This window comes from Haloterrigena sp. KLK7, assembly GCF_037914945.1.
In the GTDB taxonomy this organism is placed as follows: domain Archaea; phylum Halobacteriota; class Halobacteria; order Halobacteriales; family Natrialbaceae; genus Haloterrigena; species Haloterrigena salinisoli.
The window spans coordinates 2,255,014-2,278,720 of the sequence record NZ_CP149787.1 but is presented as its reverse complement, the minus strand read 5'-3'; the positions used below and the strand labels follow the sequence as shown (position 1 = coordinate 2,278,720).

Sequence of the window (23,707 nt, the reverse complement as noted above, 5' to 3'; positions counted from 1 at the left end):
CCGACTCGCCAGCGACAGTTACGCGGTAACCCGTCTCGCCTCCACGATACCGCTGTACCGCGTACCGCGTCATCATTTTTCGTCGCTGGATCGAATCGATACAGATACTCGCTATCTAGCGGATTGCGGTCAGTGTGCCGTAGTGTTCCGAATCGAATTGTCTCGAGAACGGTGTATGCCACCGCTTCGAAACGCCAGAACAGGGATATCAACTGCCTCACTCGGGTTCCCCGCGAGTGGCGGCTTGTCAGTGACCTCGACCTCGATCCCGACGGGAGTAGCGGAACCGCTAACTCGGTGTCCTCGATCCTGACTTCAGGGCGTATTGACTGACGCCCCTCCGTCGCGACGACTGGTGGCCACGACGGAGATAACGCTTCGCGATATTTTTCGCTGCGTTGTAATCTGCGTGATTCCGGTTTCCGCACGATTGGCACTCGAAATCGGCTCCGGTCCGGTTTTCATCGGTAGTGAACCCGCATTCGGAACATTGCGTCGACGTATTCCACGGCTGGACCGTTTCGACGAATATTCCCGCGATTTCGGCCTTGTACTCTACGTACTCTTTCAACGATCGAAACGCCCAGTCGGAGTGCCAGTCCGCCTCGGGAAGGTTCGTCCGAATCTCCTCGAGATCCTCGAACACGATCCCGTCGCATTCGTGATCCCGTGCTTCCTCGACGATTCCATTCGCAACGTCGTGAAGCACGTGACGCACGTAGCGGCGTTCACGACCGCTTCGTCTCTCGAGTGTTCGATGGGCGGATTGCGTTCCCGTTTCCTGTAATCCCGTCCGCGTTTTCTCGAATTCGCGGCGGGTGTGATTGAGTTCACCCGCATCGAAAAAGCGAGCAGTGCTGGTGACGGCGATCTGATTGACGCCGAGGTCGACACCGAGAACCGTTCCGTTCGCGGTCGTCGACTCTGACTCGTCGATTTTCGGCCTGCGGAAGCCGAGATGGAGGTACCAGCACCCATCGCGGTAGTGCAGTGTGCTCTCCGTATACTCCCACTCGTCACTATCCAAGAATTCGTACTGATACCCATCGGTGGCGGCTGGAAGCGATAGGTCAGCGCGGACTCGAGCGTGATCACCGAGGGTAGCGAGAGACACCTGCTCGCGCTCGTGAAACACGGTCATCGACCGCGTATCGTACGTGATCGACCGCGACGTGAACCGTGGCTTGCTCGCTTTCTTCTCGTTTCGTCGTTTCTCGTTACAGGACTTGATCGCACTCGCCGCTTCGTGACAGGCGAGGACGGCGTGTTGGCCGCCGAGTTCTGTTTCCTCTCGGATCGGGTCGTATGCGAGCGCTTGCACATCGGACTTCGCTTCGCACACTTGCCAGGCCAGATCCGATGCGAGAGTACACCCGTCGTGCCACTCGTCGATCGTCGCGAGCAACAGTCGTTCGTCTTCTCGAGAGAGTCCCTCTAACCGAGTGATGGCAGTGCGACGGTAGTACTCATCCGAGCCCACTACTGTTATTTCATTTCGTGAGACAATAATAATTACGATAGCTAATTGCTAGTCACTTCATGACAGCTACTCATCTACTACGTGGGGTATCGCTCGAGATCGGTCACAAGATGGACGCCTTCGAGAACTCACTACTGCGTTCAATGATCGATTTTACCCTCACTCGCTCAAAAGACCGATAATACAATTCGAGCCCCTAATGGGGTTGAGATCGGGGAAAACGCCAGGACTGGGATTTGAACCCAGAATCCCAAAGGGAACACGCTTTCCAGGCGTGCGCCTTACCGTTCGGCCATCCTGGCTCGTCTCTTCCTAACGGCGACCGTCCTTTAACTCTTACTTTTGTCGTCGCCGCCGTGTGCATCGGTTTCACGCCGCGCACGGCGCGCCGCCCAGACGGCCACGCGATGCTCGAGGCAGTAGGCCGTCCCCGCGGTGACCGCGCCGACGAGGACGGCGATGACGACCGCCTGACCGAACGTTACGAGCGGGTCGACGACCAGCGCGTAGCCCTGCACGAGCGCCAGGAACGCCATCCAGCCGACGGCGCCCCAGAGGAGCGCCGAGACGATCCGGGGATGGGACCGGACGACCGAGGGCAGCGCCGGGGCCATTACTCGAGGGAGGCGATGGCTTCGATTTCGACGCCGACGCCCTTGGGGAGGGCGGAGACCTCGACCGCGCTGCGGGCGGGCGGTTGGTCGTCGAAGTAGTCGGCGTAGGTCTCGTTCATCGCGTCGAAGTCGTCGATGTCCTCGAGGTAGACGGTGACCTTGAGGACGTCCTCGGCGGACGCGCCGGCTTCGTCGAGGACGGCGTCGAGGTTGTAGAGGGCCTGTTCGGTCTGGGCCGCGATGGGTTCGTCGTCGAGCAGTTCGCCGTCGGTCGTCAGGGGGATCTGGCCGGCGGTAAAGAGCAGCGAGTCGTTACCGGTCGCCTGGCTGTAGGCGCCGACCGCGGCGGGCGCGTCGTCGGTCTGGACAATCCGTTTCATAGTCGACGACTCGAGCCGAGGCTGCTTAAAAGCGGTCGAAGTGCGTTCGTCCCCCGGAGGTTCCAGTTGAACGACACGCGTGTAGTACGGACGCCACACGAGTCGAATCGCGGTCAGGAATCCGGCTCGAGGGCCTGAACGCTTACCGAGATGAAGTAGACGAACATGAACAGGAAGAAGCCGACGGTAAGCGGGATGAGTCGGTGATCGATAACGGCGAGGTCCAAGAGCGCTGAGAGCGCGATTCCAAGCACGTAGACTAGCATAACGAATACACCGATCGCGTAGTAGAACCGGAGATCGGATTCGAAGTATTCCTGAATTCCCATATCGCGTTATTGCCGACTGACGGGAAAAGCATAGTGAACTGACCGGACGCGGTCGTCGTACGAACGAGCGATCGCGCCGAACCGATCAGGCGAGGACGTCGACCTCGTAGCCGGCCTCGCGGAGGTCCGAGAGGAAGGCGTCGACGTGGTCGGGGCCGCGCATCTCGAGTTCGATCTCGACTTCCGTATCGCTCATCTCGACGTCGCGAGAGGTCCGATCGTGGTGGATGGCGTAGATGTTCGCCTGGTGGGCGGTGAAGATATCGAGGAGGTCCTCGAGCGCGCCAGGGCGGTCCTTCAGCACGGTTCGGATCTTCAGGTAGCGGCCGGTCTCGACGAGGCCGCGGACGATCACGTTAGTCAGCGTGTTGAGGTCGATGTTGCCGCCACAGAGCGCGGGAACGATGACCTCGCCCTCGGCGTAGTCGAACTTCTCGAAGAGGACGGCCGCCAGCGGCACCGCGCCCGCGCCCTCGACGACGGTCTTCGAGCGCTCGAGCAGGTAGACCAGGGCGACGGCGATCTCGGGGTCGGAGACGGTGACGACCTCGTCGACGTACTCCTGAATATAGGGGAAGGTCTGCTCGCCGACGCTGCGGGTCGCGATACCGTCGGCGATGGTGTCGACCTCGTCGATCGAGATCCGCTCGCCCTTCTCGAGCGAGGCGGCGGCGCTCGAGGCGCCCGCGGCCTGGACGCCGATCACGCGGGTATCGGGCTTTCGCTCCTTGATCGCGGTCGCGATCCCGCTGATGAGCCCGCCGCCGCCGATGGGGACGACGACGGTCTCGACGTCGGGGCAGTCCTCGAGGATCTCGAGGCCGATGGTGCCCTGGCCGGCCATCACGTACTCGTCGTCGAACGCGTGGACGTAGGTGCGATCTTCCTCGCGTTCGATCTCGTGGGCGCGCTCGGCGGCTTCGTTGTAGTCTCGGCCCGCCAGCACGACCTCGGCGCCGTAGTTTCTGGTCGCTTTGACCTTCGAGATCGGGGCGTGTTCGGGCATGACGATCTTCGAGTCGACGCCGGATCGAGTCGCGGCGAGTGCGACCCCCTGTGCGTGGTTGCCGGCGCTGGCGGTGACGACGCCCGCGTCCTTCTGGTCCTCGGAGAGCGTCGCGATTCGGTTGGTCGCCCCGCGGATCTTGAACGCGCCCGTCCGCTGGAAGTTCTCCAGTTTCAGGTGTACCTCGGCGCCGGTCATCGACGAATAGGTGTGCGATCGCTCGAGCGGCGTGTGTCTGGACGTTTCCCGTACCCGTTCGCGAGCCTCGAGAATATCGTCGAGTTCGAGCATACGCCCGACTATGGGGCGGGTGGTGTAAGACTGTCGGGGACCGTCGGCCGGTCGGCCCGGCGTTCACGGCGGCCCCAACAGGACAGTGTTGCCGGATCGGCAACACGACAGGGAATACAGGGAATGCACGGCGTGTGACGTGCGAGTGTAGAACGGAACGCGGAGCATATAAAGCTCATGGCTCCGGGGTAAAAGTGAAATCGCCAGATAGAAGCGAAGAGACGGCCGTGTCTGACGGTTGGCAGACGGACGTCATTCGCCTCCTACTACCATGGTATCGTCCGGCACGATAGAGGAGCGAACCGCGTCGCGAAACGGACGCACGTTCGGCCAGGCATCGGTAGCGTCGACGCCGAGCCGATCCGGATCGCCGACGTAGATCCAGACGCGCCGATCGTCCGGTCCCGAAACCGCGACCCGAACGTACAGTCCGCGCTCGACGCCCTCGTAGCGATCGAGTCGCTCGAGCGCGGGTCCGTCGACCGAGAGGAGTCGACCCTCGACGCTACCGCCCGGAACGAGCGTCGGATACCGGCCGTCGACGCGGTGCAGTCCCTCGAGCGTCGCCGGGCCGACGAACTCGTACTCGCCGGGGCCGTCCTCGAGCAGCGCCGCGACTCGGTCGGGTTCGGTCAGCGTTCCGTAGACGAAGACGAGCACACGTCGGCGTTCGAACGCCGTCGTCTTGCCCGTACCGGTCGGAACCGTACTGGCGGTCCGATCGACGACAGTGAAACGGGCGGAGCGAGACACCGCGAGACGGAAAAACCGAATCGATGGGGTGGCGAGACGAACGCGTTACCGCTCTTCGACCGGGACGAACTCCTGATCCTCGGGACCGGTGTATCGCGAGAGCGGGCGGATGAGGCGGTTGTCCTCCTGGTACTCGAGGACGTGACCGACCCAGCCGCCGGCGCGGCTCATCGCGAAGATGGGCGTGTACATATCGATCGGGATCCCCAGCTGGTAGTAGACGGATCCGGAGTAGAAGTCGACGTTCGGGGCGATTCCCTTCTCGGCCAGTCCCTTCTCCTGGGAGAGGTACTCCTCGATCGTGGTGGTGATGTCGTACCACTTCGAGTCGCCGCTCTCGGCGAGTTCCTTGCTGCGCTCTTGCAGGATCTTCGCGCGGGGGTCCTTGACGTTGTAGACGCGGTGGCCGAAGCCGGGGATGCGTCGACCCTCGTCGGTGGCTTCCTCGACCCACTCGAGGGGGTCCTTGTTGCTCTCGTCGATCTCCATCAGCACTTCCATGACGTCCTGATTAGCGCCGCCGTGGAGCGGGCCGGAGAGGGCGCTGACACCGCCGGTCACGGCGCTGTAGATGTCGGCCATCGTCGAGCCGATCACCATCGACGTAAACGTCGAGGCGTTCAGGCCGTGGTCCGCGTGCAGGATCAGCGCCTGGTCGAAGGTTTCGGCGTGGACGTCGCTGGGCACCTCGTCAGTCAGCATGTACAGGAAGTTCGCCGCCAGCCCCAGGTCGGGATGGGGGTCGACGGGTTCCTCGCCGAGACGGTAGCGCTCGAAGGCCGCCAGCGCGGTCGGGATCTTGGCGGTGATGCGCCGCCCCTTGCGCATCGTCGCCTCGAGATCCTCGGGCTCGGCGTCGTTCTCGGGCTCGTAGGCCGAGAACATCGAAACCGCGGTCCGGAGCGCCGCCATCGGCCGCTCGTCGGCCGCCGCGAGCCGCTCCATGGCATCGAGGACGTCGTCGTGAACCGTCCGCTCCTCGGAGAGCGCTGCGGAGAACTCCTCGAGTTCGTCGGCGGTCGGGAGTTCGCCGTGCCAGAGGAGATAGAGGACTTCCTCGTAGCTCGCGCCGCGAGCGAGATCCTCGATCGAGTACCCTCGATAGATCAGTCGACCGGCGTCGCCATCGATCGAGCTGAGTCCTGACTCTGCGACAAGGACTCCCTCCAGTCCTTTCTTGAGATCGTCAGCCATAGTCGGTGTTTCGCACCCCATTGGAAAAGTATTGTCGTTTGTTCGCCGTCACGGCTAAACGCGTGCGATGTCTCCGTTTCGTTCCGGTCATATGAACAACCGAACGAGTTAGTAGGGAGTCTAATTAGACGTTCGGTCACCAACTACTATATGCGCAGGAATTTTTTCATTATTTTTCGAGCAGCGCGTCGAGCAGTTTCGTCTGGGCGGCGGCCAGATGTTCGGTGAACGTCGACCGAGCGATCCCCAGTTCCTCGGCGACGTCCGTCGCGTTCGAACCCTTCGGATAGTCGAAATACCCCATCTCGTGGGCCGTCTCGAGGATCTCGCGCTGGCGCGTCGTGAGCAGGTCGCGGTCGACGAGGACCGGATCCGTCGTCTCGTCGTCGTGGTCCTGCGTGAGCTCTTCGACGAGGACGCTCTCGAATCGATCCCGAAGGTCGTCGACGATGTCGGCGATCTCCGTCAACTCGAGGGTGCGAAACGTTAATCGGAGCGCGCCGTCCCGTGCGCTGACCGAGGAGACCGGCGTCCCGGTCCCTTCGACGATCTCGCACGCGCAGTCGGCGTCGCCGTCGCGTTCGAACCGATAGATTTCCTCGCGTTCGTTCGCCTGAACGGGAGTCAGTTCGGTCGCGGTCCCGTCGTCGACCGACTCGGTCTCCGCGCCGGCGGCGATACCGAACTCCTCGACGACCGTCCCGTCGGTCGTCGCGCGCGACCGCGTCACGGAGGTGATCGGTTCGTCGGCGGTCGCCGAGACGTCCGCGATCGGGCAGTCCCCGGGGTCCTCGACGACGACTGTGGCTCGAAACCCGGTCATGTGAACGGATTACGCACTCTGGGTATTAACCCGCCACCGGAATTCCCGCCGGATGAAAACACCTGAAAGCCCCTGCGCCGCTCGTCCAGTCGGCGAGCGGCGCAGCCCCTTTCAGTCCCGCCCGAAAGCCCCGACCCGCTGACGCAAGCGCCAGCGGGTCGCCCCTTTCAGTCCCACCCGGCCGCGGTTGCCGCTCGGTCGGCCGAAACGGAGAATCGAACCGGTCAGCTGCCACAGAGCGTTGGACCGGTCGCTCGAACTCAACACCACTCCTCGTACTGGTGGACTCGAGCCGGGTTCAGCGGCTGTGGCTCCCGATCGGTGCCGTCGTAGGCCTCGCGGTGGTCCTCGTAGGTGATACCGATCGATTCCTCGGGATCGTACTCCCGCGGGAGGGTCGACTCCGCGCGGCGCCGATTCCAGTCGGCGAGTCGCTCGAGCGTCTCCGGCCGGTCGATTTCGGTCACCTCGAGGCCGTCGGCCGCCGCCGTCCAGGCCGCTCGACCGGTCTCTGTGCGGACGACGACCGTCGTTTCGCGGTCTTCCGTTCCGACGTTGCCGGCGCTGATGTCTGCCGCGGCGCCGACGAAGTCCGCACACTCCTCACAGCCGCGCAGGCCCGCGGCGCCGAACTCGTCGACGTCGGCCTCGAGCAGCGTCTCCCCGTCGTCGTCGGAGGCGCGGAGCACGCCCTCGGCGATATCGAGTTTGTCGACCCGTTCGGGGTCGACGTCGAAGCGCTCGAGGTGAGAGACCAGCCGCCCGTGCTCGAAGCTACGCGTACACATCAGCGCGACCGTCAGCGCGATCGGGTCGGCCGGCTCGTGGTCGTACCGGTCGAGCGCGGTCGCACCCTGAATCACGCAGGGCGGGCCGACGAGCGCGAGGTCCGTCTCGGCCGGATCGAGCCCCTCGTCGGCCAGCAGGTCGTCGATTCGGCCGAGTCCCATCGTCTGATTGTAGATGCTGCCGCCGGCCTCGAGCAGGTCCTCGCGGGAGGTCGCGAGGAAGGGCTCGCCGCGCAGCGGGTCCGCGTCGCTCTCCCTGGCGACGACGGCGCCGTCGAGTTCGCCGGATTCGATCAGTTCGGCCAGCAGGGCCGTTACGGCGCCGCCGTCCTGCCCGGCCGCCGCGGCGTCGCCGCTCGCTCGCGCGGCGTACGTCTCGGGGTCGTCGAGGGCGCGCTCCTCGGCGGTCAGCTCGAGGTGGCGCTCGTAGCGGAGGCCGCTGCGGGGACAGAAGTCCCAGCAGCGCGAACAGCCGGTGCACATCTTGACCAGCGTCGGTCGCTGTTCCTCCTCGTCGATCCCGATCGAGTCGGAGGGACAGGCCGCGACACAGGAGGCACACTGGATACAGCGATCGGCCTCGATCACCGCCTCGTCTAAGTCGCGGAACCAGATCTTCCCCGGCGGCTCCGTCACGTCGTCGTTCAGTTCGCGCGGATCTCCACCGACGCCCTTCGGCTCGGCTCGGGAGTTCGGCTCGGGCACCGACGGCTGGTTGTCCGCGGACATTCAGCTCACCTCCGTGCCGATCGCGGGCGGCTCGGTCGTCGGACGCCCCGCGACGAGCTCGCGCAGTTCCGCGTCGGACTTTCGGTCGGTCCAGTCGGCGAACGATTCGCCGTCCTCGCGGTCGCGCTCGTAGGCGAGCATCGTCTCCCGGATCACGCCCGGAACGTCGTCGATCGGGATCTTGCCGACCAACCAGTCGATGAACTCGTCGCTCCCGAGGTCGCCGCCCAGCCCGAGGTCGGCCGCGCGGCCGGACTCGTAGTCGTCCCGATACACCTCGCCGCGGAGGCCGAAGTCGCCGAGTTGGGGCTGGGCGCAGGAGGCCGAACAACCGGACATATGAACGCGGATCGCGTCGTGGTCGTCCGCGATACCGGTCTCCTCGGCCCAGTCGTCGAGCTCGCGGGCCCACCTGATCGCGCGGTTCTTCGTCTCGATGATCCCGTAGTTGCAGAACTCCCGTCCCGTGCAGGTGACGATTCCGCGCGTGAAGGGACCGGGATCGGGGCTGTAGCGCTCGACGACCGGCCGGTCGAGAAACGCCTCGAGCGCGTCGTCCGCGAGGTGGGGGACGAGCACGTTCTGGTTGGGCGTCAGCCGGAGTTCGCCGTCGCCGAGGTCGTCGGCGAGTCGCGCCAGTTCCGCCAACTCGTCGCCGCCCAGTCGACCCGTCGGGACGTTCAGTCCCACGTAGGAGCGGCCGTCGTCCTGCTCGTGGACGCCGACGTGGTCGCCCCGATAGTCGGTCGTCAGCGCCTCGTCGGGCGACTCGAACGCGAAGTCGGCGTAGGACTCGAGTTCCTCCCTGAATCGCTCGGGGCCGAGCTCCTCGACGAGGAAGCGCAGGCGGTTGACGGCGGTGTCGAGGTAGCTACCTCGGTCCATGAACAGGTCGGCCATCGCGGCCACGAGGTCGTCGACCTGCTCGGGTTCGACGAAGAGATCGATGTCGCTGGCGACGCGCGGCCCGTCCGAAAGGCCGCCACCGACGCGGGCGGCGAAACCGTCCTTGCCGTCTTTCACGGCCGGTGTCAGCCCCAGATCCTGGATTCCCGATCGGGCGCAGTCCTCGTGACAGCCGGTGACGCTGACCTTGAACTTCCGCGGGAGGTTAGCGTAGTGGTGGTCCCCCAAGAACCGCTCGCTGACGCGCTCGACGGTCGGCCGGACGTCGATCGTCTCGCCGGAATCGATCCCCGCGGCGGGACAGCCGACGACGTTGCGCACCGAGTTGCCACAGGCCTGCATCGTCTCGAGGCCGACCGCCTCGTAGCGGTCCCAGATCTCGTCGATGTCTTCGATCCGAATCCAGTGCATCTGGATGTCCTGTCGCGTGGTCGCGTCGAGATAGCCGTCCCCGAAGACGGGGTTCTGATCCGGCCCGCCGTACGCCTCGGGCGCGCGGGCGAACTCGTCGGCGACCTCGCCGATCACGCGGGCCTGTTCGGCGGTGAGGATCCCGCCGGGCGCCCGCGTGCGGAGCATGAAGTAGCCCCGCTGTTTCTGGTGGTAGAGGCCGATCAGCTTCAGCCGGCCGAGGACGTCCTCGCCGAGCTCCTCGACCATCGCATCGAATCCGCCCGCGTCGGCGTAGGCGCGGACCTGCCGCTTGAGGTCGACGGGGTCCCACTCGGGGGCCTCCGCGCGCACCCAGTCGGTCAGACTCCCCTCGTAGAACTCGACGGCCTCGTAGCCGAGATGGCGGAGGACGACGTAGGTGTGGCTCAGCCTGCGCGCGGTGTTACAGTAGAGGACGATCCGTTCGTCCGGCTCGATGCCCCGATCGGCGAGCAACGCCTCGAGTTCGTCCTCGGGCTTCAGTCGGCCGGTGTCGTCCTCGAGCAGGGTCTCCCAGCCGAGTTGCACCGCACCCGGGATGTGTGACTGGTCGTACTCGGCCGCCGTCCGGGTGTCGACGACGACGGCGTCGCCCTCGACGGCCGATTCGACGCCCTCGCGGTCGACGATCGGTGCGTCGTCCCGTCTGACGGCCTCGTACGTCGTCGGCGGCGTCGGCTCCGACCCCGCCTTCGATTCCGATTCGGAGTCGGTCGTCTCGAGGTCGGCTTCGGTCTCCTCGAGCCACGCCTCGAGACCGCCGTCGAGCAGGTAGAGATCCCCCTCGTGGCCGTAGACGGCGGCGGTCAGCAGGAACCGGGCCGCGTCGACACCGCGCTCGTCGTCGACGGCGACGACGGCGTCACCGCACTCGATCCCCGCCTCGCTCATGCGGTCGGCGAAGGCCTCCGCACCGGGGAGTTTCCCCTCGGCTACGCTACTCGGGTCGCGGAACGCCTCGGCTGGGACGTTGACCGCGCCCGGAACGCGTCCCAGTTCCTCGTAATCGCGCTGCTCGCGGACGTCGACGACCGTCACCGACTCACGGTGGGCCTCGAGCCACGACGGCGAGACGACGCGCGGCGCGTCGCTCACGGCCGCACACCTCCGGCGTCCGCTCGTCGCTTCGGTCGTCCGTCCGACGCAGCCGGCGGGCGACGTCTTCGATCGCGCCGCCTCGAGTCCGGGCCCCGTCCCGGACCGGGTGGGTTCGGTAGTCGCGTGCTCATGCTGTGGCCACGGATTGGCTCGAGATCCCCTTTCAACTACGTCTCAGGGTAAGCCGTACCGCGGCTCCGCAACCACGGCAGCGACGCGTCGCCACTCGTGACAGCTCCGTTACCCATCGTATGCCCGGCCTTTATTCGACCGCAGCGACGGGATCGATTACAGGGGACTCGAGACGGACGGTCACTACGCGCCGGGTTCGTCACCGGAGTCGGCAACAAAACCCGGATAACATCGCCGGATCACAGGTCGGTACCGCGATACGCGGTACCAATGGACACTACCGAGCGATGGTCGGACGGCTACGATCTCCAGACGGCGAATCGGCGCGAGAGTCCGTCCTCCCTCGAACGAGACGGAGTCACAGAAAATTCGGTGGCGACCGGATCAGGCCCGCTGGCCCAGTTTCTCGCGGCTGATGTGGACGCCGGTCGGCGTGATGATGATCTGATCGTCGCCCTTCCGGACGATGTCGCCGTCGACCTCCTGGGCGACCTGCCGGAGTTCGTCGACGATGTGTTCGACGGTGCTGTCCGAGGTCCGCAGACGCGTGATGTCGGCGATGACGATGTCGCCGTCGTAGACGGCGTCTTTGATGTCGATCGCGTCGGCCTGGTCGTTGACTTCGGCGATGTGTACCTGCATGGCCGCTTCGGCCGAACTCGCCGACGCGTCGTCGAGATCCAGTTCGACGTAGTCCTCGGCCGTTCGAGACTGGCCGCCGCCGAGGATTTTGCTCATAAGTCCCATTGGCGTAACCCACCGCCGCCGCCAGTATAGTTCTTACGTCAGACACAGTCACGATCTCGAATGAATCGGCCCAGTGATGGGTTCGCGAAACTCGAGGAGTAACCGGCCGGTTCCGTCCCGAACTCCGAGTTTCGGTCTTCCTCGAGACCGGACTGACGGACGATCGAGAACGTTCCCAACCCGTTCCGGTTCGGAAATCGTACGGGAGCAGCGCGACGCTCGAACCGTGTCAGGTAGCACTCACACCGTCGACCACTCGTCCGACGGGCGAAACCGACCGAGACGAACGGCGTCGACCACCGCACACCGAGACCGGCGCGTGATTTTTGTTCGCGACCGGTGATCCACGAAGCGTGACCTTCAGCATCTGCGCTCACGAGACCTACGAGACTCCGGACGGCGACAGCCACCACCGATTCGGCGTCGCCGTGACCACCCGTCTCCCCGGCGTCGGTACGCTCTGTCCGTTCGTCAGCGACCGCGGCGCCGTCGCGACCCAGAGTCTGGTCAACGTCGAACTCGGCGAGCGCGGGCTCGCGTACGTCGAGGACGGGCTCGCGATCGAGGACGCCCTCGAGGCGCTGCTCAACGCCGACGACGGGGCGCCACACCGCCAGCTCCACGGCGTCGACCGCGAGGGATCGTTCGCCTTCACGGGCGCGGAGTGTGTCGAGCAGTCGGGCCACCTCGAGCGCGACGAGTTCACCGTCGCCGGCAACATGCTGACCGGCGAGGACGTCCTCGAGGCGCTGCTCAACGCCGACGACGGGGCGCCACACCGCCAGCTCCACGGCGTCGACCGCGAGGGATCGTTCGCCTTCACGGGCGCGGAGTGTGTCGAGCAGTCGGGCCACCTCGAGCGCGACGAGTTCACCGTCGCCGGCAACATGCTGACCGGCGAGGACGTCCTCGAGGCGGCCGCGGCCAACTACGCGGCTAACGCCGTCCACGAGACGACCGATCCCGCGACGGGACCGAACGCGGTGCGAGCGGACGCGGAAACCGACCCGTTCGCGAAGCGACTGATCGACGCTCTCGCGGCGGGCGACATCGAGGGCGGCGACAAGCGCGAGGGATTGTCGGTCCAGAGCGCGGCGGTCGCCGTCGAGACGACCGAACGCCACGAGTGGGAACCGTCGTACAACGACCTGCGGATCGACGCGAGCGAGACGCCTATCGCCGACCTGCGCGAGACGTACGACCTCGCGATGGCCGGCTACGAAGCCACGTTAGAACGGTACAGCGACGCCGTCGAGGCGGACTCGCTCGAGTCCGTCGAAGACGAGGAGCCCTGACGACGACCGTTCCCGTTCCGTATAGCGCATTTCAATTTATGACTCGAGAAAGCGAGCGTCGCGTGGCGTCCGAGATCGAGAGAACGAGTCGCTACGGCCACGATTCGAAGCTGTAACGGGATTACCTAGCGCAGGTATCGTCATGAAACGGTGACTGGTTATCGGCAAACCTCAAATGGATTCCGACTGTAGCGGGTGTAGATGGCGTACTCGTTCAGGTCTGGGGCCGACTCCGTACTCGAGTTCTCGACGAGCGAGCTGACAGGCGCGCTAGGGGATTCGGTTACGGTGTTGCCACTGCTGGTCGCCCTCGCGGCAACGACGAGCGTCTCCCTGCCCCACGTACTGGTCGGCTTCGGCGTCTTCCAGATCGTCTGGGGCCTCCACTACGGGATGCCGCTGTCGGTCGAGCCGATGAAGGCCCTGATCGGGCTGGCGATCGTCGGCGCGCTCTCCTATTCGGAACTCGCCGCCGCCGGCCTCGTCGCGGGCGGCGCGTTACTGCTCGTGGGACGGCTCGGACTCGTCGGCCGACTCCAGCGGGTCGTCGGCGAACCCGTGATTCGCGGCGTCCAGTTCGCCGTCGCCTTGCTCCTGCTCGAGGCGGCCGTCGATCTCTCGGCGGGAAACCTCCCGGTCGCGATAGGCGGGATAGCCGTCGTCGGCCTGTTATCGCTGGTCGGCTACCGGCAAGCCAGCGTCCTGGTCGTTCTCGGACTCGGCGCCCTCGCCGCCGTCGCGGCGACGGGGCTCCCGACGCCGCGGGTGCCCGCGCTCGCCGTCTTCCCGGCGGGCGCGCCGACGCTGTCGACCGCCGCACTCGAGGGGACCGTCGCACAGTTGGGGATGACCGTCGGGAACGCGGCGATCGCGACCGCGCTGCTCTGTGGCGACCTCTACGACCGCGATGTTTCGCCAGACGCGCTCTCGACGAGCATGGGCGTGACCTGCCTCGCGGCGATTCCGCTGGGCGGCGTGCCGATGTGCCACGGCAGCGGCGGGCTCGCGGGGAAGTACGCCTTCGGCGCTCGCACCGGGGGTGCGAACGTCCTGCTCGGGATCGGCTACCTCGCGCTGGCGCTCGTGGCCACCGGCGCGCTGCTGGCCGCGTTCCCGCTGGCAGTACTCGGCGTGTTGCTCGTCGTCGTCTCGCTCGAGTTGGCTCGGGCGGCGTTCGAACCGGTCTCCGGCCGCCGCTCGCTCGCGTTCGTGCTGGGCGTCGGCGTCGCGGGCCTCGCCGTCAACGTCGGCGTCGCGTTCGTCCTCGGGGGCGTTCTGTTCTGGGCGCTCTCTGAAGCGGAGTAGTGAACGATCGATCGCTGGGTGGAGACGTTTCTTCTCAGGTGCGCGTTCGGTTTCGACAGTAGCACGGCGATTGCAGGCGAAATCGGATCGAAAACCCTCCTTCGAGCACTGTAACGGCAACTGCCGGCCGTATCCGTCGACGGGTCGATTTGATGTGATAAATCTCATACAGCGATATCAAATTCGCGTAAGTCGAGAGACGCGGGGCTTTTCTCTCCGGACTGCGAAGGAGCGCCGATGCCAGCGAGCTGGGCCGAACTCTTCGATCGGGGCGCGGACTACGACGTGACGCTCGAGGCCGTTCGAGCGACGGCCGACGAGCCGTCGACCGAGGCGGAGCCGAACTCGGGGACGGAGGCCGACGACGATGCCTGAGCGGCCGAATCCGGCCCGCGTCGTCGCGGCTCCCGAAGTGCTCGCGGCCGACCTGCTCGTCGGCGGCGACGCCCGGGAGGCCCTCGATCACGTCCGTCGCCACTCCTGGGTCGAACTCGTCGCGAGCGACCCGCTGCTCGAGCGCACCGAGCGGCTCGTAGCGGCGCTGGCCGCTTCCGACCTCGCGGCGGCCCATCGGGGGCGACTCGAGGCCGAGCGCGTCGCCGTCGACCAGCCGGCGGACGACCACCCGGCGCTCGCCTCGGCCTACCGCGGACAGGCCGCGCACCTGCTCTCGTACGACGAGGGACTGGGATCGGCGAAGGCAGGTCTCTCCCTGCAGCCCCGCGTCTCGGTCAGCGTCCGCCCGCCGGACGCGTTCGCGCGGCTGTTCGATCCCGAGAGCCTCTACGAGGCCGTCGAGGGCGGCGACTACCCCGGTCCGGATCGAGACCCTCGCGAGTAGGAACGGACGCGGGGAGACGACCGCGACGCGGGCCGTTCCGAGCCGAGACGTTTATCCGGTCACAGCAGTGAGTGATGAGGGGTCAATGAACGATCTTCGCACCGGACTGAGTTACGGGGACGTCCTCCTCGTTCCGAACCGCTCGCCAGTCGACAGCCGCAGCGACGTGGATCTCTCGACGAACCTCACGCCCTCCGTCGAACTCGAGACGCCGCTGGTGTCGGCCGCGATGGACACCGTCACGGAGGCCGAACTGGCGATCGCGCTCTCGCGCGCCGGCGGGTTCGGCGTCCTCCACCGATTCCTCACGCCGGCGGAACAGGCCGAGCAGGTCGAACGCGTGAACGACGCCGACGAGCGAGTGGGCGCCGCCGTCGGAATCGACGAGGACTACGTCGGTCGCAGCGCCGCGCTGGTCGAGGCCGGCGTCGACGCGCTCGTCGTCGACGTCGCCCACGGCCACATGGAACGGACCATCGAGGCCGTCGAACGGCTTCGCGAGGAGTTCCCCGAGACGGATCTCGTCGCGGGCAACGTCGCGACGCCCGAGGGCGTCGAGGACCTCGCGGCCGCCGGCGCCGACTGCGTGAAGGTCGGTATCGGGCCCGGCTCCCACTGCACCACGCGAAAGGTCGCCGGCGCCGGCGTCCCGCAGCTGACCGCCGTCGACGACTGCGCGGAGGCGGCCGAGGCCCTCGAGGTCACCGTCTGCGCCGACGGCGGCATCCGGACGTCCGGCGACGCGGTGAAGGCGCTGATGGCCGGCGCCGACACCGTGATGATGGGCAGCCTCTTCGCTGGCACCGAGGAGGCGCCCGGCGCGGTCGTCGAGGTCGACGGCACGCGGTACAAGCGCTCCCGCGGGATGGCGACGACGACCGCCGCGGAGAAGCGCGACGACAAGGAGGAGGACGTCCGGGCCGACGAGGGCGTCGAGGCGCTGACCCCCTACAAGGGACCGGTCGCCGACGTCGTCGAGGAGTTCTGTGCCGGCATCCAGTCCGGGCTCTCATACTGCGGCGGCCACACGATCCCCGACGCCCGCGAGAAGGCCGAGTTCATCCGCGTCGCGGCCAGCGCGAAGGAGCGCGAGGGCTACCACTCGGATCACGACTGGGAGGGCGTCAACGTCGACAGCACGGCGAAGGCCGGCGGCGGTTCGGGGTCCGAGGACGGGAGCGCGAACGCGACCGCGGAAGGCGACGACTGACGGCCGTCGATCGAAGTTCGTCCCTGCTTTCGAATTCGAACTCGAGCGAAAACCTTCGATCGCGACTCAGACGGGTTTTCTCGCTTCGATCCGAGCGGACGCGACCGGCAGGTCCGCGGTCCACTCGCCCTCGAGGGTGATGGAGCCGTCGACGAAGCCGGCGTCGTCGAGCAGCGGTTCCAGTTCGTCGACCGTCGCGGCCCCGCCGACGCAGGCGTCGACGGCGTCGGGATTCTCGCGGATCTCTCGCGGTAGCGGCTCGGTCGCGACGAGGTCCGAAATCGCGAGCGTGCCGCCGGGCCGAAGGACTCTGTACGCCTCCGCGAACACCTGGCCCTTGTCCGGCGAGAGGTTGACGACGCAGTTCGAGACGATCGTATCGACGGTCGCGTCGGCGACTGGAAGGTGTTCGATCTCGCCCAGTCGGAACTCGACGTTCTCGAACTCGCCCTCGGCCGCGTTCTCGCGAGCGCGCTCGAGCATCTCCGGCGTCATATCGACGCCGATGACTCGTCCCGAGGGGCCCACCTCGCGAGCCGCGAGGAAGCAGTCGAACCCGCCCCCGGAGCCGAGATCGAGGACCGTCTCGCCGGCCTCGAGGTTCGAGATCGCAACGGGATTGCCACAGCCGAGCCCGAGGTTCGACTCCTCGGGGGCGGCCTCGAGGTCGGCCGGCTCGTAGCCGAGCGACAGCGCCCGAGACGGATCGTCCTCGAGGTCGAACTCGCCGTTCGAAGCGTCACAGCAGCCGCTGTCGGTTTCCGAGGTGTCACAGCACTCCGTTTCGGTGTCGTCGTCGGCCGCGGGGTCGTCACAGCAGCCGGCGTCGGTCGTCGAGGCGTCGCAACAGTCGCCGTCGACGGACGCGACCTCGGCGTACCGCTCGCGGACGTGCGTTCGCTGATCGCGCGGCGTGTCGGTCGCGTCGTCGGTGGTGGTATCGTTTCCTGTCATGGTTGTCTCGGTTCGTATCGGTCGGCAGTCAGTCGGTCTCTGGAACGTCGACGGCGGCGCCGATATCGAGCAACTCGAGCGCCGCCGTGTCGGCGATCCGGTAGTAGGTCCACTTCCCCTTCTTCCGGCCCTTGATCAGCCCCGCTTCCCGGAGCCGCCGGAGGTGGGTCGCGACCGTCGACTGGGGCGCCTCGAGGACGACCTGCAGTTCGCAGGCGCACAGCTCGCCGTCCCGGAGCGCCTCGAGGATCCGTACTCGGTGTTCGTTCGCGAGCGCGCCGAACACCGCCGCTTGCGTCGCGACCCTGTCTTCGGCCGGCCGCTGCTCCGTCAAGGCGTCAACGGTCTCCTCGACGTCGTCGCATACGGCCTCGAGGCTCCGGCAGGCCGCCTCGATCGCGTCATCGTCCGAACTCATATTGCGTTTTCTCGATCTGTTTTGGACGAGAGGACGCTCTCGAGAGCGATTTCTCGATCGCACTCTCGTCTACGATACCCATCATTCCGCGACAATATAAAGGTCTAGCACCGAATATCGAGAAACAGTCGAATTCGAGGGTTCGGCAGATTGGTGTCAGGTCGTCGAGAGCGAATCGGAAAAAGTCGATCTATCGTCTCACTGGTCGCGTCCGGCGTACCACTCCGCGAACTCGGCCAGCGCGCGGCCGCGATGGGAGATCGCGTTTTTCTCCTCGGTGCTCATCTCGGCCATCGTCTGCCCGTTGTACTCGAAGATCGGATCGTAGCCGAACCCACCCTCGCCGCGCGGCGCGACGAGCGTTCCGGCGACCGAGCCCTCGAAGGTCTCGACTCTGACGGCTCGCGAACCGCTATCCGCTTCGCTCGCCGTCTCGTCCGAGGTGCGTGGCACCTCGCCGTCGGCGTACGCGAGCACCGTCTTGAACCGAGCGCGTCGATTCTCCTCTTCGCTCGCGAGTTGCCAGAGCCGTTCGACGCCGACGGTGTCCTCCACGTACGCGGAGTACGGGCCCGGGAATCCCTCGAGCGCGTCGACGAACAGTCCCGCGTCGTCGACGAGGACCGGTTCGTCGCTCCCCAGTTCCACGAAGGCCTCGCGGGCGCCGTGGGCCGCGATCTCGGCGAGCGAGTCGCTCTGGACCTCGGTGTAGTCGTAGTCGATCTGTTCGACTGGCTCGAGGTCCGCGAGGTAGTCCCGCGCCTCGCGAACCTTCCCCTCGTTGCCGGTGACGAATCGAATGGCCATGTGCGAGCGACGTGGCGGCGACGGCAAAGCGTCGTCGGTTGCGTCGCGCCGACGTCGGTCGTCGTCTCCGCCTTTCGGAAGTGTCAGCGGTGACGTCGGCCGCTGATGGCTCGAGGCTCAGTACGTACCGATCGGCGATCGACGGCTGGCGGCCGGCGATCAGTCGTCGGCGTCTACGAGCCGCTCGAGGGGATCCCAGCCGTCGAGGACGGTCTCGAGGGTGTACTCGGCGGCCGCCTCGTCGGTCAGCTGGTGGGCCCAGTCGACGCGCTCGTCGGGCGTAAAGCCGGGGCCCTCGTTCTCGTACTCGGCGTAGAAGGCGGTCTCCTCCTTGTCGGGGTCCCGCCAGTTGTGCCACCCCTCGGGCCGGACGTGCTCGCCGAGGTAGCAGTGTGCGAACACCGTCTGGGCGTAGGGCCGCCAGGGCCGCCCCAGGTAGAAGGAGTCCGCTGGCGCGTCGCCCGTGATCTCGCAGTCCCGGAAGAGGTAGCCGTAGTCGGTGTCCTCGGTCGTCGAGGCGGCGGTGACGTATCCCTCGTCGCCGGTACAGAAGATCTCACAGTCCTCGAAGACGGCCGTCGACCAGCCGAAGACGAAGTCGACCCGCCCTTCGATATAGCAGTCGCGGTAGTACTGACGGCTGTCCTCGCCGTGAGTGTAGAGGGTGTCCTGGTGGCCGAGGAATCGGCAGTTCTCGAAGACGGCGCGATCGCCGTCGACCCGGGCGGCCACGGCCTGTCCCACGGCGCCCGCCGTGTTCTGAAACGTCAGCCCCCGCGCCGTGAAGTCGTCGCCGAACAGGAAGCAACTCGAGGACTCGGTCGTCCCCATCTCCTCGCCGAAGCGGTTCGCCTTCCCGTTGTAGTCGTCGTAGGTCAGGACCGTCTCCGCGGGGTCCTCGCCGACGAGGGTCACGTTCGTCTTGGAGGTCGGCACCACCAGTTTCTCCTCGTAGGTCCCGGACTCGAGGAAGATCGTCGTCTCCGCGTCCCGGAAGTCCGGAACGGCGTCGATCGCGGCCTGAACGGACTCGAAATCGCCGCTCCCGTCTCGCGCGACCACGAAATCGGAGGTCTCGGCCTGCATAGTGGCGCCATGTTGCGACGCCGCCCGGGATAACGATTCGGTTCGACGGGAGCGCTCTCGAGGTGCGATTCCGACAGCCGGCGCTCGAGGTGCGAACTCCGAGGATTCGAGCCGGGCGAAAAACGGGGACGCGCCTACTCGTCCTGGTCGTCGACGATGACCTCGACGGGGTCGTCCTGGCGGTCCTCGTCGGCGCCGGAGTCGCTCTGCTCTTGCTGCCAGAGGAGCGCGCCGGCGACGAGGACGACGATCCACGACCGCCAGTTGGCGAGGTTCAGGGTGTAGCCGACGCCGAAGGGCTTCTCGACGAGCATCCCCTCGCCGGGCTGCCAGTACGAGGAGATCATCCGTCCGAGGCTGGGTCGATCGAAGTTGTACGGTACGCCGAGAATCTCTCCGGAAGTCGGTTTGTCTGCCATACGGGAAGGTACGGCCTCACCTGATAAGAGTATTTGGTGATCCTCTCCGTCAGCGGAATCGAACGGCCGCGCGGCCTCGAGAGCGCAGCCCCGTATCGCGGTTCCGCGGGGATGAGAGCCGCCGCCCTACCGCTCGAGTAACGCCCCGATCAGCTTCGACTCGGCCTTCTGGAGGTGTTCCGCGGCCGTCGCGGTCGCGCAGTCGAGTTCGTCGGCGACGTCGGCCGTCGTCGCCTCGCGGGGAACGCCGTAGTAGCCGATCTCGAGGGCGGCCTCGACGGCCTCGAGCTGGCGCTCGGAGAGCCGTCCGACCGCGCTCTTCGGGGCGACGGTCTCCCCGCCGACCGCCTCGACGGTGACGCCGACGCCGTCGGGGACGCCCTCGACCGCGTTCTGGATGTCGGCGTCCGTCCCGATGATCGAGAACGTGTTGGTCCCGTCGTCGTTGCACACGATCGGCGGGACGGTGATCAGGCTCCCCCGCGTGAAGTTCTCGAACAGCAGCCGCGCGGCGTCGGCCACCTCCCCCTCGAGGAAGCAGTGACACTCCCGGTCGGTGATCGGCAGGATCTCGTACTCGTCGGCGTTCTCGCTGGCTTCCAGTTCGGCCTCGAACCGGCGGTAGTCGCCGCGGAGTCTGAGCAGGAACGCCGTCGGCGGCGCCGCGACGTTCCAGTTGATGATGTGGACCCGATCCAGCGACGGTGCCCCGCCCGCGAACCGACGGTACAGCGGCGGCGCGTAGTCCCCGGCGGGATCCAAGGTGATTCGAACGCGTTTCATCGGTCGGTTGCTGTCGGCTAGTCGACGGGGGCCGTCATAAATGCGTGCGAGATATTCGGCCACACGGTTTCCACTCGGCCGCCCGTACGATCGCGTATGCAGCGAAACGTCGGTGGATACGATCGCATCGTCCGCGGAGTACTCGGCATCTGGCTCGTCGTGATAGCCGCGGCGGCCTACCAGGACGACAAACGCGAGCGCGCCGCGATAGCGGGCATCGCCGGACTGGGACTCCTCCAGAACGTCTGGACGGGGTTCTGCGGCGGGAACTACCTGCTCGGGGTCGATACGACCGGGGACTCCTGTGCCGTGGAGTAGCGGCGACTCGACTATCGAATCAGTGGGCTGAGAATCGTCGACCGACGCCCTCGAGGCGACCTATTCTCGAGTATCGTCGCTGACGTACCGACCGCGACCCTCGACGTCCCGCAGGCGCTCGAGCACACGCTCCTCGCCGGCTTCACGGTAGCCCTCCCGCAGCGCCGCGCGGAGCGGTTCGGGGTCGTCTGCGGTGCCGACGAGGCTCTGGTCGAAGACGTGAATGTCCATCGCGTAGTCCTCGACGTGGTCGGTGTGGTAGCCGAGGCCGAAGTCGATGAGGTATACGTGGTCGCCCGCCTGATCGCGGCCGTCGGTCGCCCGCGCGTTCCGGGAGCCGTCGGGCCGGTCACGGTCGTCGGCCGTTCGTTCACTCCGCGACGCGGCGCGTCCCGCGCCACCGACGCGGACGTTCCGCGTCGTCGGATCGCCGTGGACGAACCCGGCCCGATGCAGTCGCGCGAGGTGGCGACCGACCTCGCGGACCCGCTCGGCGGTCAGCCCGTCGCGGAGGTCCGTCTCGCCGACGTACTCGAGTTCCAATACGGCCTCGCGGGGATCGACGTCCGAGAGCACTGGCGTCGGCACCCCCTCGCGGCGCGCGAGGCTGGTCAAGCGGGCCTCGAGGGTCGTCCGCTCGCGTCGGAGCCGGTCGTCGAGTTCGGGATGGCGGTAGGTCTTCGACTCGCGGCGTTTCGCGACGCGGCCGCGCTCGGGCTCGAGGTCGACGAGCGCTTCGGCGCCGCGGACCTGCGTCTCGCTGCCGTCCGCTCCTCGACCGGCCGCGAGTTCGGGTTCGTCGCGCCGCCACGTGACGGGCACTTGATCCGGCCGATAGTTCGGATCGACTCGAGAGTCCTCGATCGCAAGGGTATCGCCGACGTCGTACATCTTCGCGCCGAGGACGGCGATCATCCCCGCGTTATCGCGCAGGAATCGGGGTTCCGGCGCGTGGAACTCGGCGCCGCGCTGGTCGCACATCTCCCGGAGCATCTCGCGTAAGCGCTCGTTCTGTCCGACGCCGCCGCCCAGCACGAGTTCGTCGCTGCCGGTCAGCGAGAGGGCGCGTTCGGCCACTTCGGTGAGCATCCCGAAGACGTTCTCCTGGAGCGAGAAGCAGATGTCCTCGATCGGAACGCCGTCGTCGTACCGCTGCTTCGCGGCGCTCATGATCCCCGAAAACGAGAAGTCCATTCCCTTGACGACGTACGGGAGGTCGACGTACTCGCCGTCCTCGGCGGCCGCCTCGACCTTCGGGCCGCCGGGGTGGGACCAGCCGACGTGGCGCGTGAACTTGTCGATGGCGTTGCCGACGCCCGTGTCCATCGTCTCGCCGAGCACGCGGTAGCGGCCGTTGCGGTAGGCCAGCAGGTGGGCGTTCGCGCCGCTGGCGTTGAGACAGACCGGCGAGTCGAAGTCGGCGGTATGGCGACCGATCTCGAGGTGGGCGACCATGTGGTTGACGCCGACGAGGGGCACCTCGAGGGCCTGACTCAGCGCGCGGGCGGCCGTGCCGACGATCCGTAGACAGGGGCCGAGACCGGGACCCCGGGAAAAGGCGACCGCGTCCACCGGGGCCGCGTCGGCGGGCCCGTCGTGGGTCTCGCGGGCGCGCTCGAGAGCGGTCTCGACGACGCGGGGAATCGCGTCGTGCATGTGTTCGGCGGCCTCGCGGGGGTGGATGCCGCCGCTGTCGGGCTGGTAGGCGTCGCTCTCGATGACGACGTCGTCGGTCGCGGAATCGTACACCGCCGCGCTGGCCGCCCAGGCGGTGCCTTCGATCCCGAGAATGCGGGTGGTAGAACTCACGTGTCTGGATTACTGCGCTCTCTCGGTCACGGCGCGGGACGTGGAAGAACGCTCGAGCGCGTTATCGCCCACGGGTCACTTCGTTCCCCGTGCGCGTAATCGATGCCCCTCGCTCCGCTCGGCGCATCGCTACTCCCACTCGGTGTAGCCGCACTTGCCGCAGTGCTGGCGGTCACCGTGGTCGGCGAGGAAGGCGTCCCCGCAGCGGGGGCACTGTTCGCGCTCGGTGCTGCCGTCGTCGTCGTAGAGTTCGTGTCGTGGCATTTATGCTTCCTCCGCTTCGGCGTCCGCCTCGGCCTCGGCGTCCTCGGCGCCGATCTTGTTTCGCTCGAGCATGTGGTCCTGCTCGACGTCGCGGGCGTCGTCGGCCGTGTCGTAGACCTTGGCCTCGCCGACGGTCTTTCGCATCCCGAACTTCGTGTCGAGTTTGCGGACGACGACCTCGTCGGCGTCCTTGTTCAGTTTGGCCGCGAGACTGTCTCGGACCTGCAGACGCTCCGGCGTCGCGTCCTCGTGGGAGAGTTCGAAGGTCACGTCGGTTCGATGCAACATGGGATTCTCCGTTTCGGAGATGATGTCGACGTCCATGATATCACTCAGTTACCCTACTATCCCCGTGTCGCGACTAAAAGGATTTCGAAGCACCCCACCGTTGCCGACCGACGGGACGATTCGCGATCGAACGATTCCGTCGACCCTCGCGAGGTCCGCTACACCAGGGTTGAATCCAGTCCGAAGAGATGAAAGTACTTACACGTTC

At 66.5% G+C, this 23,707-nt stretch carries 26 protein-coding genes and 1 tRNA gene; 6 read left to right on the top strand and 21 right to left on the bottom strand.

Translation table 11 applies throughout. The annotated features are described in order from the left end of the window. Nucleotides 1-289: 289 nt before the first annotated feature. The 12 genes from WD430_RS11225 to sepF form a co-directional block, all read right to left on the bottom strand. A complete protein-coding gene (locus WD430_RS11225; RefSeq protein WP_339105811.1) occupies nucleotides 290-1,321 on the bottom strand; it encodes a transposase in 1,032 nt (343 codons plus the stop codon). 380 nt (nucleotides 1,322-1,701) lie between these two features. Beyond that, nucleotides 1,702-1,782, bottom strand: a tRNA-Ser gene (locus WD430_RS11220). Between the two features lie 27 nt (nucleotides 1,783-1,809). Continuing rightward, complete coding sequence (locus tag WD430_RS11215) at nucleotides 1,810-2,094, bottom strand: hypothetical protein (protein ID WP_339102541.1); 285 nt, start codon at nucleotides 2,092-2,094, stop codon at nucleotides 1,810-1,812. Continuing rightward, nucleotides 2,094-2,474 carry a Rid family detoxifying hydrolase gene (locus tag WD430_RS11210; RefSeq protein WP_339102540.1) on the bottom strand — a complete coding sequence of 127 codons (381 nt, stop codon included), beginning with the start codon at nucleotides 2,472-2,474 and terminating at the stop codon, nucleotides 2,094-2,096. The genes WD430_RS11215 and WD430_RS11210 overlap by 1 nt, the downstream gene beginning before the upstream one ends. A 113-nt stretch (nucleotides 2,475-2,587) precedes the next feature. Beyond that, a complete protein-coding gene (locus WD430_RS11205; RefSeq protein ID WP_339102539.1) occupies nucleotides 2,588-2,803 on the bottom strand; it encodes a hypothetical protein in 216 nt (71 codons plus the stop codon). A gap of 85 nt (nucleotides 2,804-2,888) precedes the next feature. Then, nucleotides 2,889-4,100 (bottom strand): threonine ammonia-lyase, encoded by a 1,212-nt coding sequence (gene ilvA, locus WD430_RS11200; RefSeq protein ID WP_339102538.1) that lies wholly within the window; start codon nucleotides 4,098-4,100, stop codon nucleotides 2,889-2,891. Between the two features lie 252 nt (nucleotides 4,101-4,352). Further along, complete coding sequence (locus WD430_RS11195) at nucleotides 4,353-4,760, bottom strand: gamma-glutamylcyclotransferase family protein (protein ID WP_339102537.1); 408 nt, start codon at nucleotides 4,758-4,760, stop codon at nucleotides 4,353-4,355. A 138-nt stretch (nucleotides 4,761-4,898) separates the two neighbouring features. Then, a complete protein-coding gene (gene citZ / locus WD430_RS11190; RefSeq protein WP_339102536.1) occupies nucleotides 4,899-6,047 on the bottom strand; it encodes a citrate synthase in 1,149 nt (382 codons plus the stop codon). A gap of 169 nt (nucleotides 6,048-6,216) precedes the next feature. After that, a complete protein-coding gene (locus WD430_RS11185; protein ID WP_339102535.1) occupies nucleotides 6,217-6,870 on the bottom strand; it encodes a helix-turn-helix domain-containing protein in 654 nt (217 codons plus the stop codon). Nucleotides 6,871-7,130: 260 nt separating this feature from the next. Next, nucleotides 7,131-8,387, bottom strand: coding sequence for a Coenzyme F420 hydrogenase/dehydrogenase, beta subunit C-terminal domain (locus WD430_RS11180; protein WP_339102534.1), 1,257 nt, complete (start codon nucleotides 8,385-8,387; stop codon nucleotides 7,131-7,133). Next, nucleotides 8,388-10,820 carry a rhodanese-like domain-containing protein gene (locus WD430_RS11175; RefSeq protein ID WP_339102533.1) on the bottom strand — a complete coding sequence of 811 codons (2,433 nt, stop codon included), beginning with the start codon at nucleotides 10,818-10,820 and terminating at the stop codon, nucleotides 8,388-8,390. A gap of 519 nt (nucleotides 10,821-11,339) precedes the next feature. Beyond that, nucleotides 11,340-11,702, bottom strand: coding sequence for a cell division protein SepF (sepF, locus tag WD430_RS11170; RefSeq protein ID WP_339102532.1), 363 nt, complete (start codon nucleotides 11,700-11,702; stop codon nucleotides 11,340-11,342). A 353-nt stretch (nucleotides 11,703-12,055) separates the two neighbouring features. On the opposite strand from sepF, the gene WD430_RS11165 reads away from it, so the two are divergent. The 5 genes from WD430_RS11165 to WD430_RS11145 all read left to right on the top strand — a co-directional run bounded on the left by WD430_RS11165 (nucleotide 12,056) and on the right by WD430_RS11145 (nucleotide 16,353). After that, nucleotides 12,056-12,997, top strand: a complete 942-nt coding sequence (locus WD430_RS11165; RefSeq protein ID WP_339102531.1) for a DUF1028 domain-containing protein — start codon at nucleotides 12,056-12,058, stop codon at nucleotides 12,995-12,997. A 201-nt stretch (nucleotides 12,998-13,198) separates the two neighbouring features. Further along, nucleotides 13,199-14,302: a putative sulfate/molybdate transporter gene (locus WD430_RS11160; protein WP_339102530.1), complete on the top strand. Its 1,104-nt coding sequence runs from the start codon at nucleotides 13,199-13,201 to the stop codon at nucleotides 14,300-14,302. Between the two features lie 237 nt (nucleotides 14,303-14,539). Next, a complete protein-coding gene (locus tag WD430_RS11155; protein ID WP_339102529.1) occupies nucleotides 14,540-14,677 on the top strand; it encodes a hypothetical protein in 138 nt (45 codons plus the stop codon). Further along, complete coding sequence (locus WD430_RS11150) at nucleotides 14,670-15,143, top strand: hypothetical protein (protein WP_339102528.1); 474 nt, start codon at nucleotides 14,670-14,672, stop codon at nucleotides 15,141-15,143. The genes WD430_RS11155 and WD430_RS11150 overlap by 8 nt, the downstream gene beginning before the upstream one ends. Before the next feature lie 85 nt (nucleotides 15,144-15,228). Then, nucleotides 15,229-16,353, top strand: a complete 1,125-nt coding sequence (locus tag WD430_RS11145; protein ID WP_339102527.1) for a guanosine monophosphate reductase — start codon at nucleotides 15,229-15,231, stop codon at nucleotides 16,351-16,353. A gap of 66 nt (nucleotides 16,354-16,419) precedes the next feature. On the opposite strand, the gene arsM is transcribed toward WD430_RS11145, so the two are convergent. From arsM to WD430_RS11115, 6 genes are all read right to left on the bottom strand, one after another. Further along, nucleotides 16,420-17,307: an arsenite methyltransferase gene (gene arsM / locus WD430_RS11140; RefSeq protein ID WP_339102526.1), complete on the bottom strand. Its 888-nt coding sequence runs from the start codon at nucleotides 17,305-17,307 to the stop codon at nucleotides 16,420-16,422. Nucleotides 17,308-17,335: 28 nt separating this feature from the next. After that, on the bottom strand, nucleotides 17,336-17,725 hold the full coding sequence (locus tag WD430_RS11135) for a metalloregulator ArsR/SmtB family transcription factor (protein ID WP_339102525.1): 390 nt from the start codon (nucleotides 17,723-17,725) through the stop codon (nucleotides 17,336-17,338). Between the two features lie 198 nt (nucleotides 17,726-17,923). Beyond that, a complete protein-coding gene (gene rdgB / locus WD430_RS11130; RefSeq protein WP_339102524.1) occupies nucleotides 17,924-18,532 on the bottom strand; it encodes an RdgB/HAM1 family non-canonical purine NTP pyrophosphatase in 609 nt (202 codons plus the stop codon). A gap of 159 nt (nucleotides 18,533-18,691) precedes the next feature. Beyond that, on the bottom strand, nucleotides 18,692-19,618 hold the full coding sequence (locus tag WD430_RS11125; protein WP_339102523.1) for a pectinesterase family protein: 927 nt from the start codon (nucleotides 19,616-19,618) through the stop codon (nucleotides 18,692-18,694). A 134-nt stretch (nucleotides 19,619-19,752) separates the two neighbouring features. Then, nucleotides 19,753-20,037 (bottom strand): DUF5808 domain-containing protein, encoded by a 285-nt coding sequence (locus WD430_RS11120; RefSeq protein ID WP_339102522.1) that lies wholly within the window; start codon nucleotides 20,035-20,037, stop codon nucleotides 19,753-19,755. A gap of 126 nt (nucleotides 20,038-20,163) precedes the next feature. Next, a complete protein-coding gene (locus WD430_RS11115; protein ID WP_339102521.1) occupies nucleotides 20,164-20,820 on the bottom strand; it encodes a helix-turn-helix domain-containing protein in 657 nt (218 codons plus the stop codon). A 96-nt stretch (nucleotides 20,821-20,916) separates the two neighbouring features. Between WD430_RS11115 and WD430_RS11110 the strand changes: the two genes are divergently transcribed. After that, entirely contained in the window at nucleotides 20,917-21,138 is a 222-nt protein-coding gene (locus WD430_RS11110; RefSeq protein WP_339102520.1) for a DUF2892 domain-containing protein, read from the top strand. Between the two features lie 60 nt (nucleotides 21,139-21,198). On the opposite strand, the gene WD430_RS11105 is transcribed toward WD430_RS11110, so the two are convergent. From WD430_RS11105 to WD430_RS11095, 3 genes are all read right to left on the bottom strand, one after another. Then, nucleotides 21,199-22,947, bottom strand: a complete 1,749-nt coding sequence (locus WD430_RS11105; protein WP_339102519.1) for a bifunctional N(6)-L-threonylcarbamoyladenine synthase/serine/threonine protein kinase — start codon at nucleotides 22,945-22,947, stop codon at nucleotides 21,199-21,201. A gap of 129 nt (nucleotides 22,948-23,076) precedes the next feature. Next, entirely contained in the window at nucleotides 23,077-23,211 is a 135-nt protein-coding gene (locus WD430_RS11100) for a 30S ribosomal protein S27ae (RefSeq protein ID WP_126661995.1), read from the bottom strand. Beyond that, a complete protein-coding gene (locus WD430_RS11095; RefSeq protein WP_339102518.1) occupies nucleotides 23,212-23,535 on the bottom strand; it encodes a 30S ribosomal protein S24e in 324 nt (107 codons plus the stop codon). It abuts the gene before it with no gap. Nucleotides 23,536-23,707 lie beyond the last annotated feature (172 nt).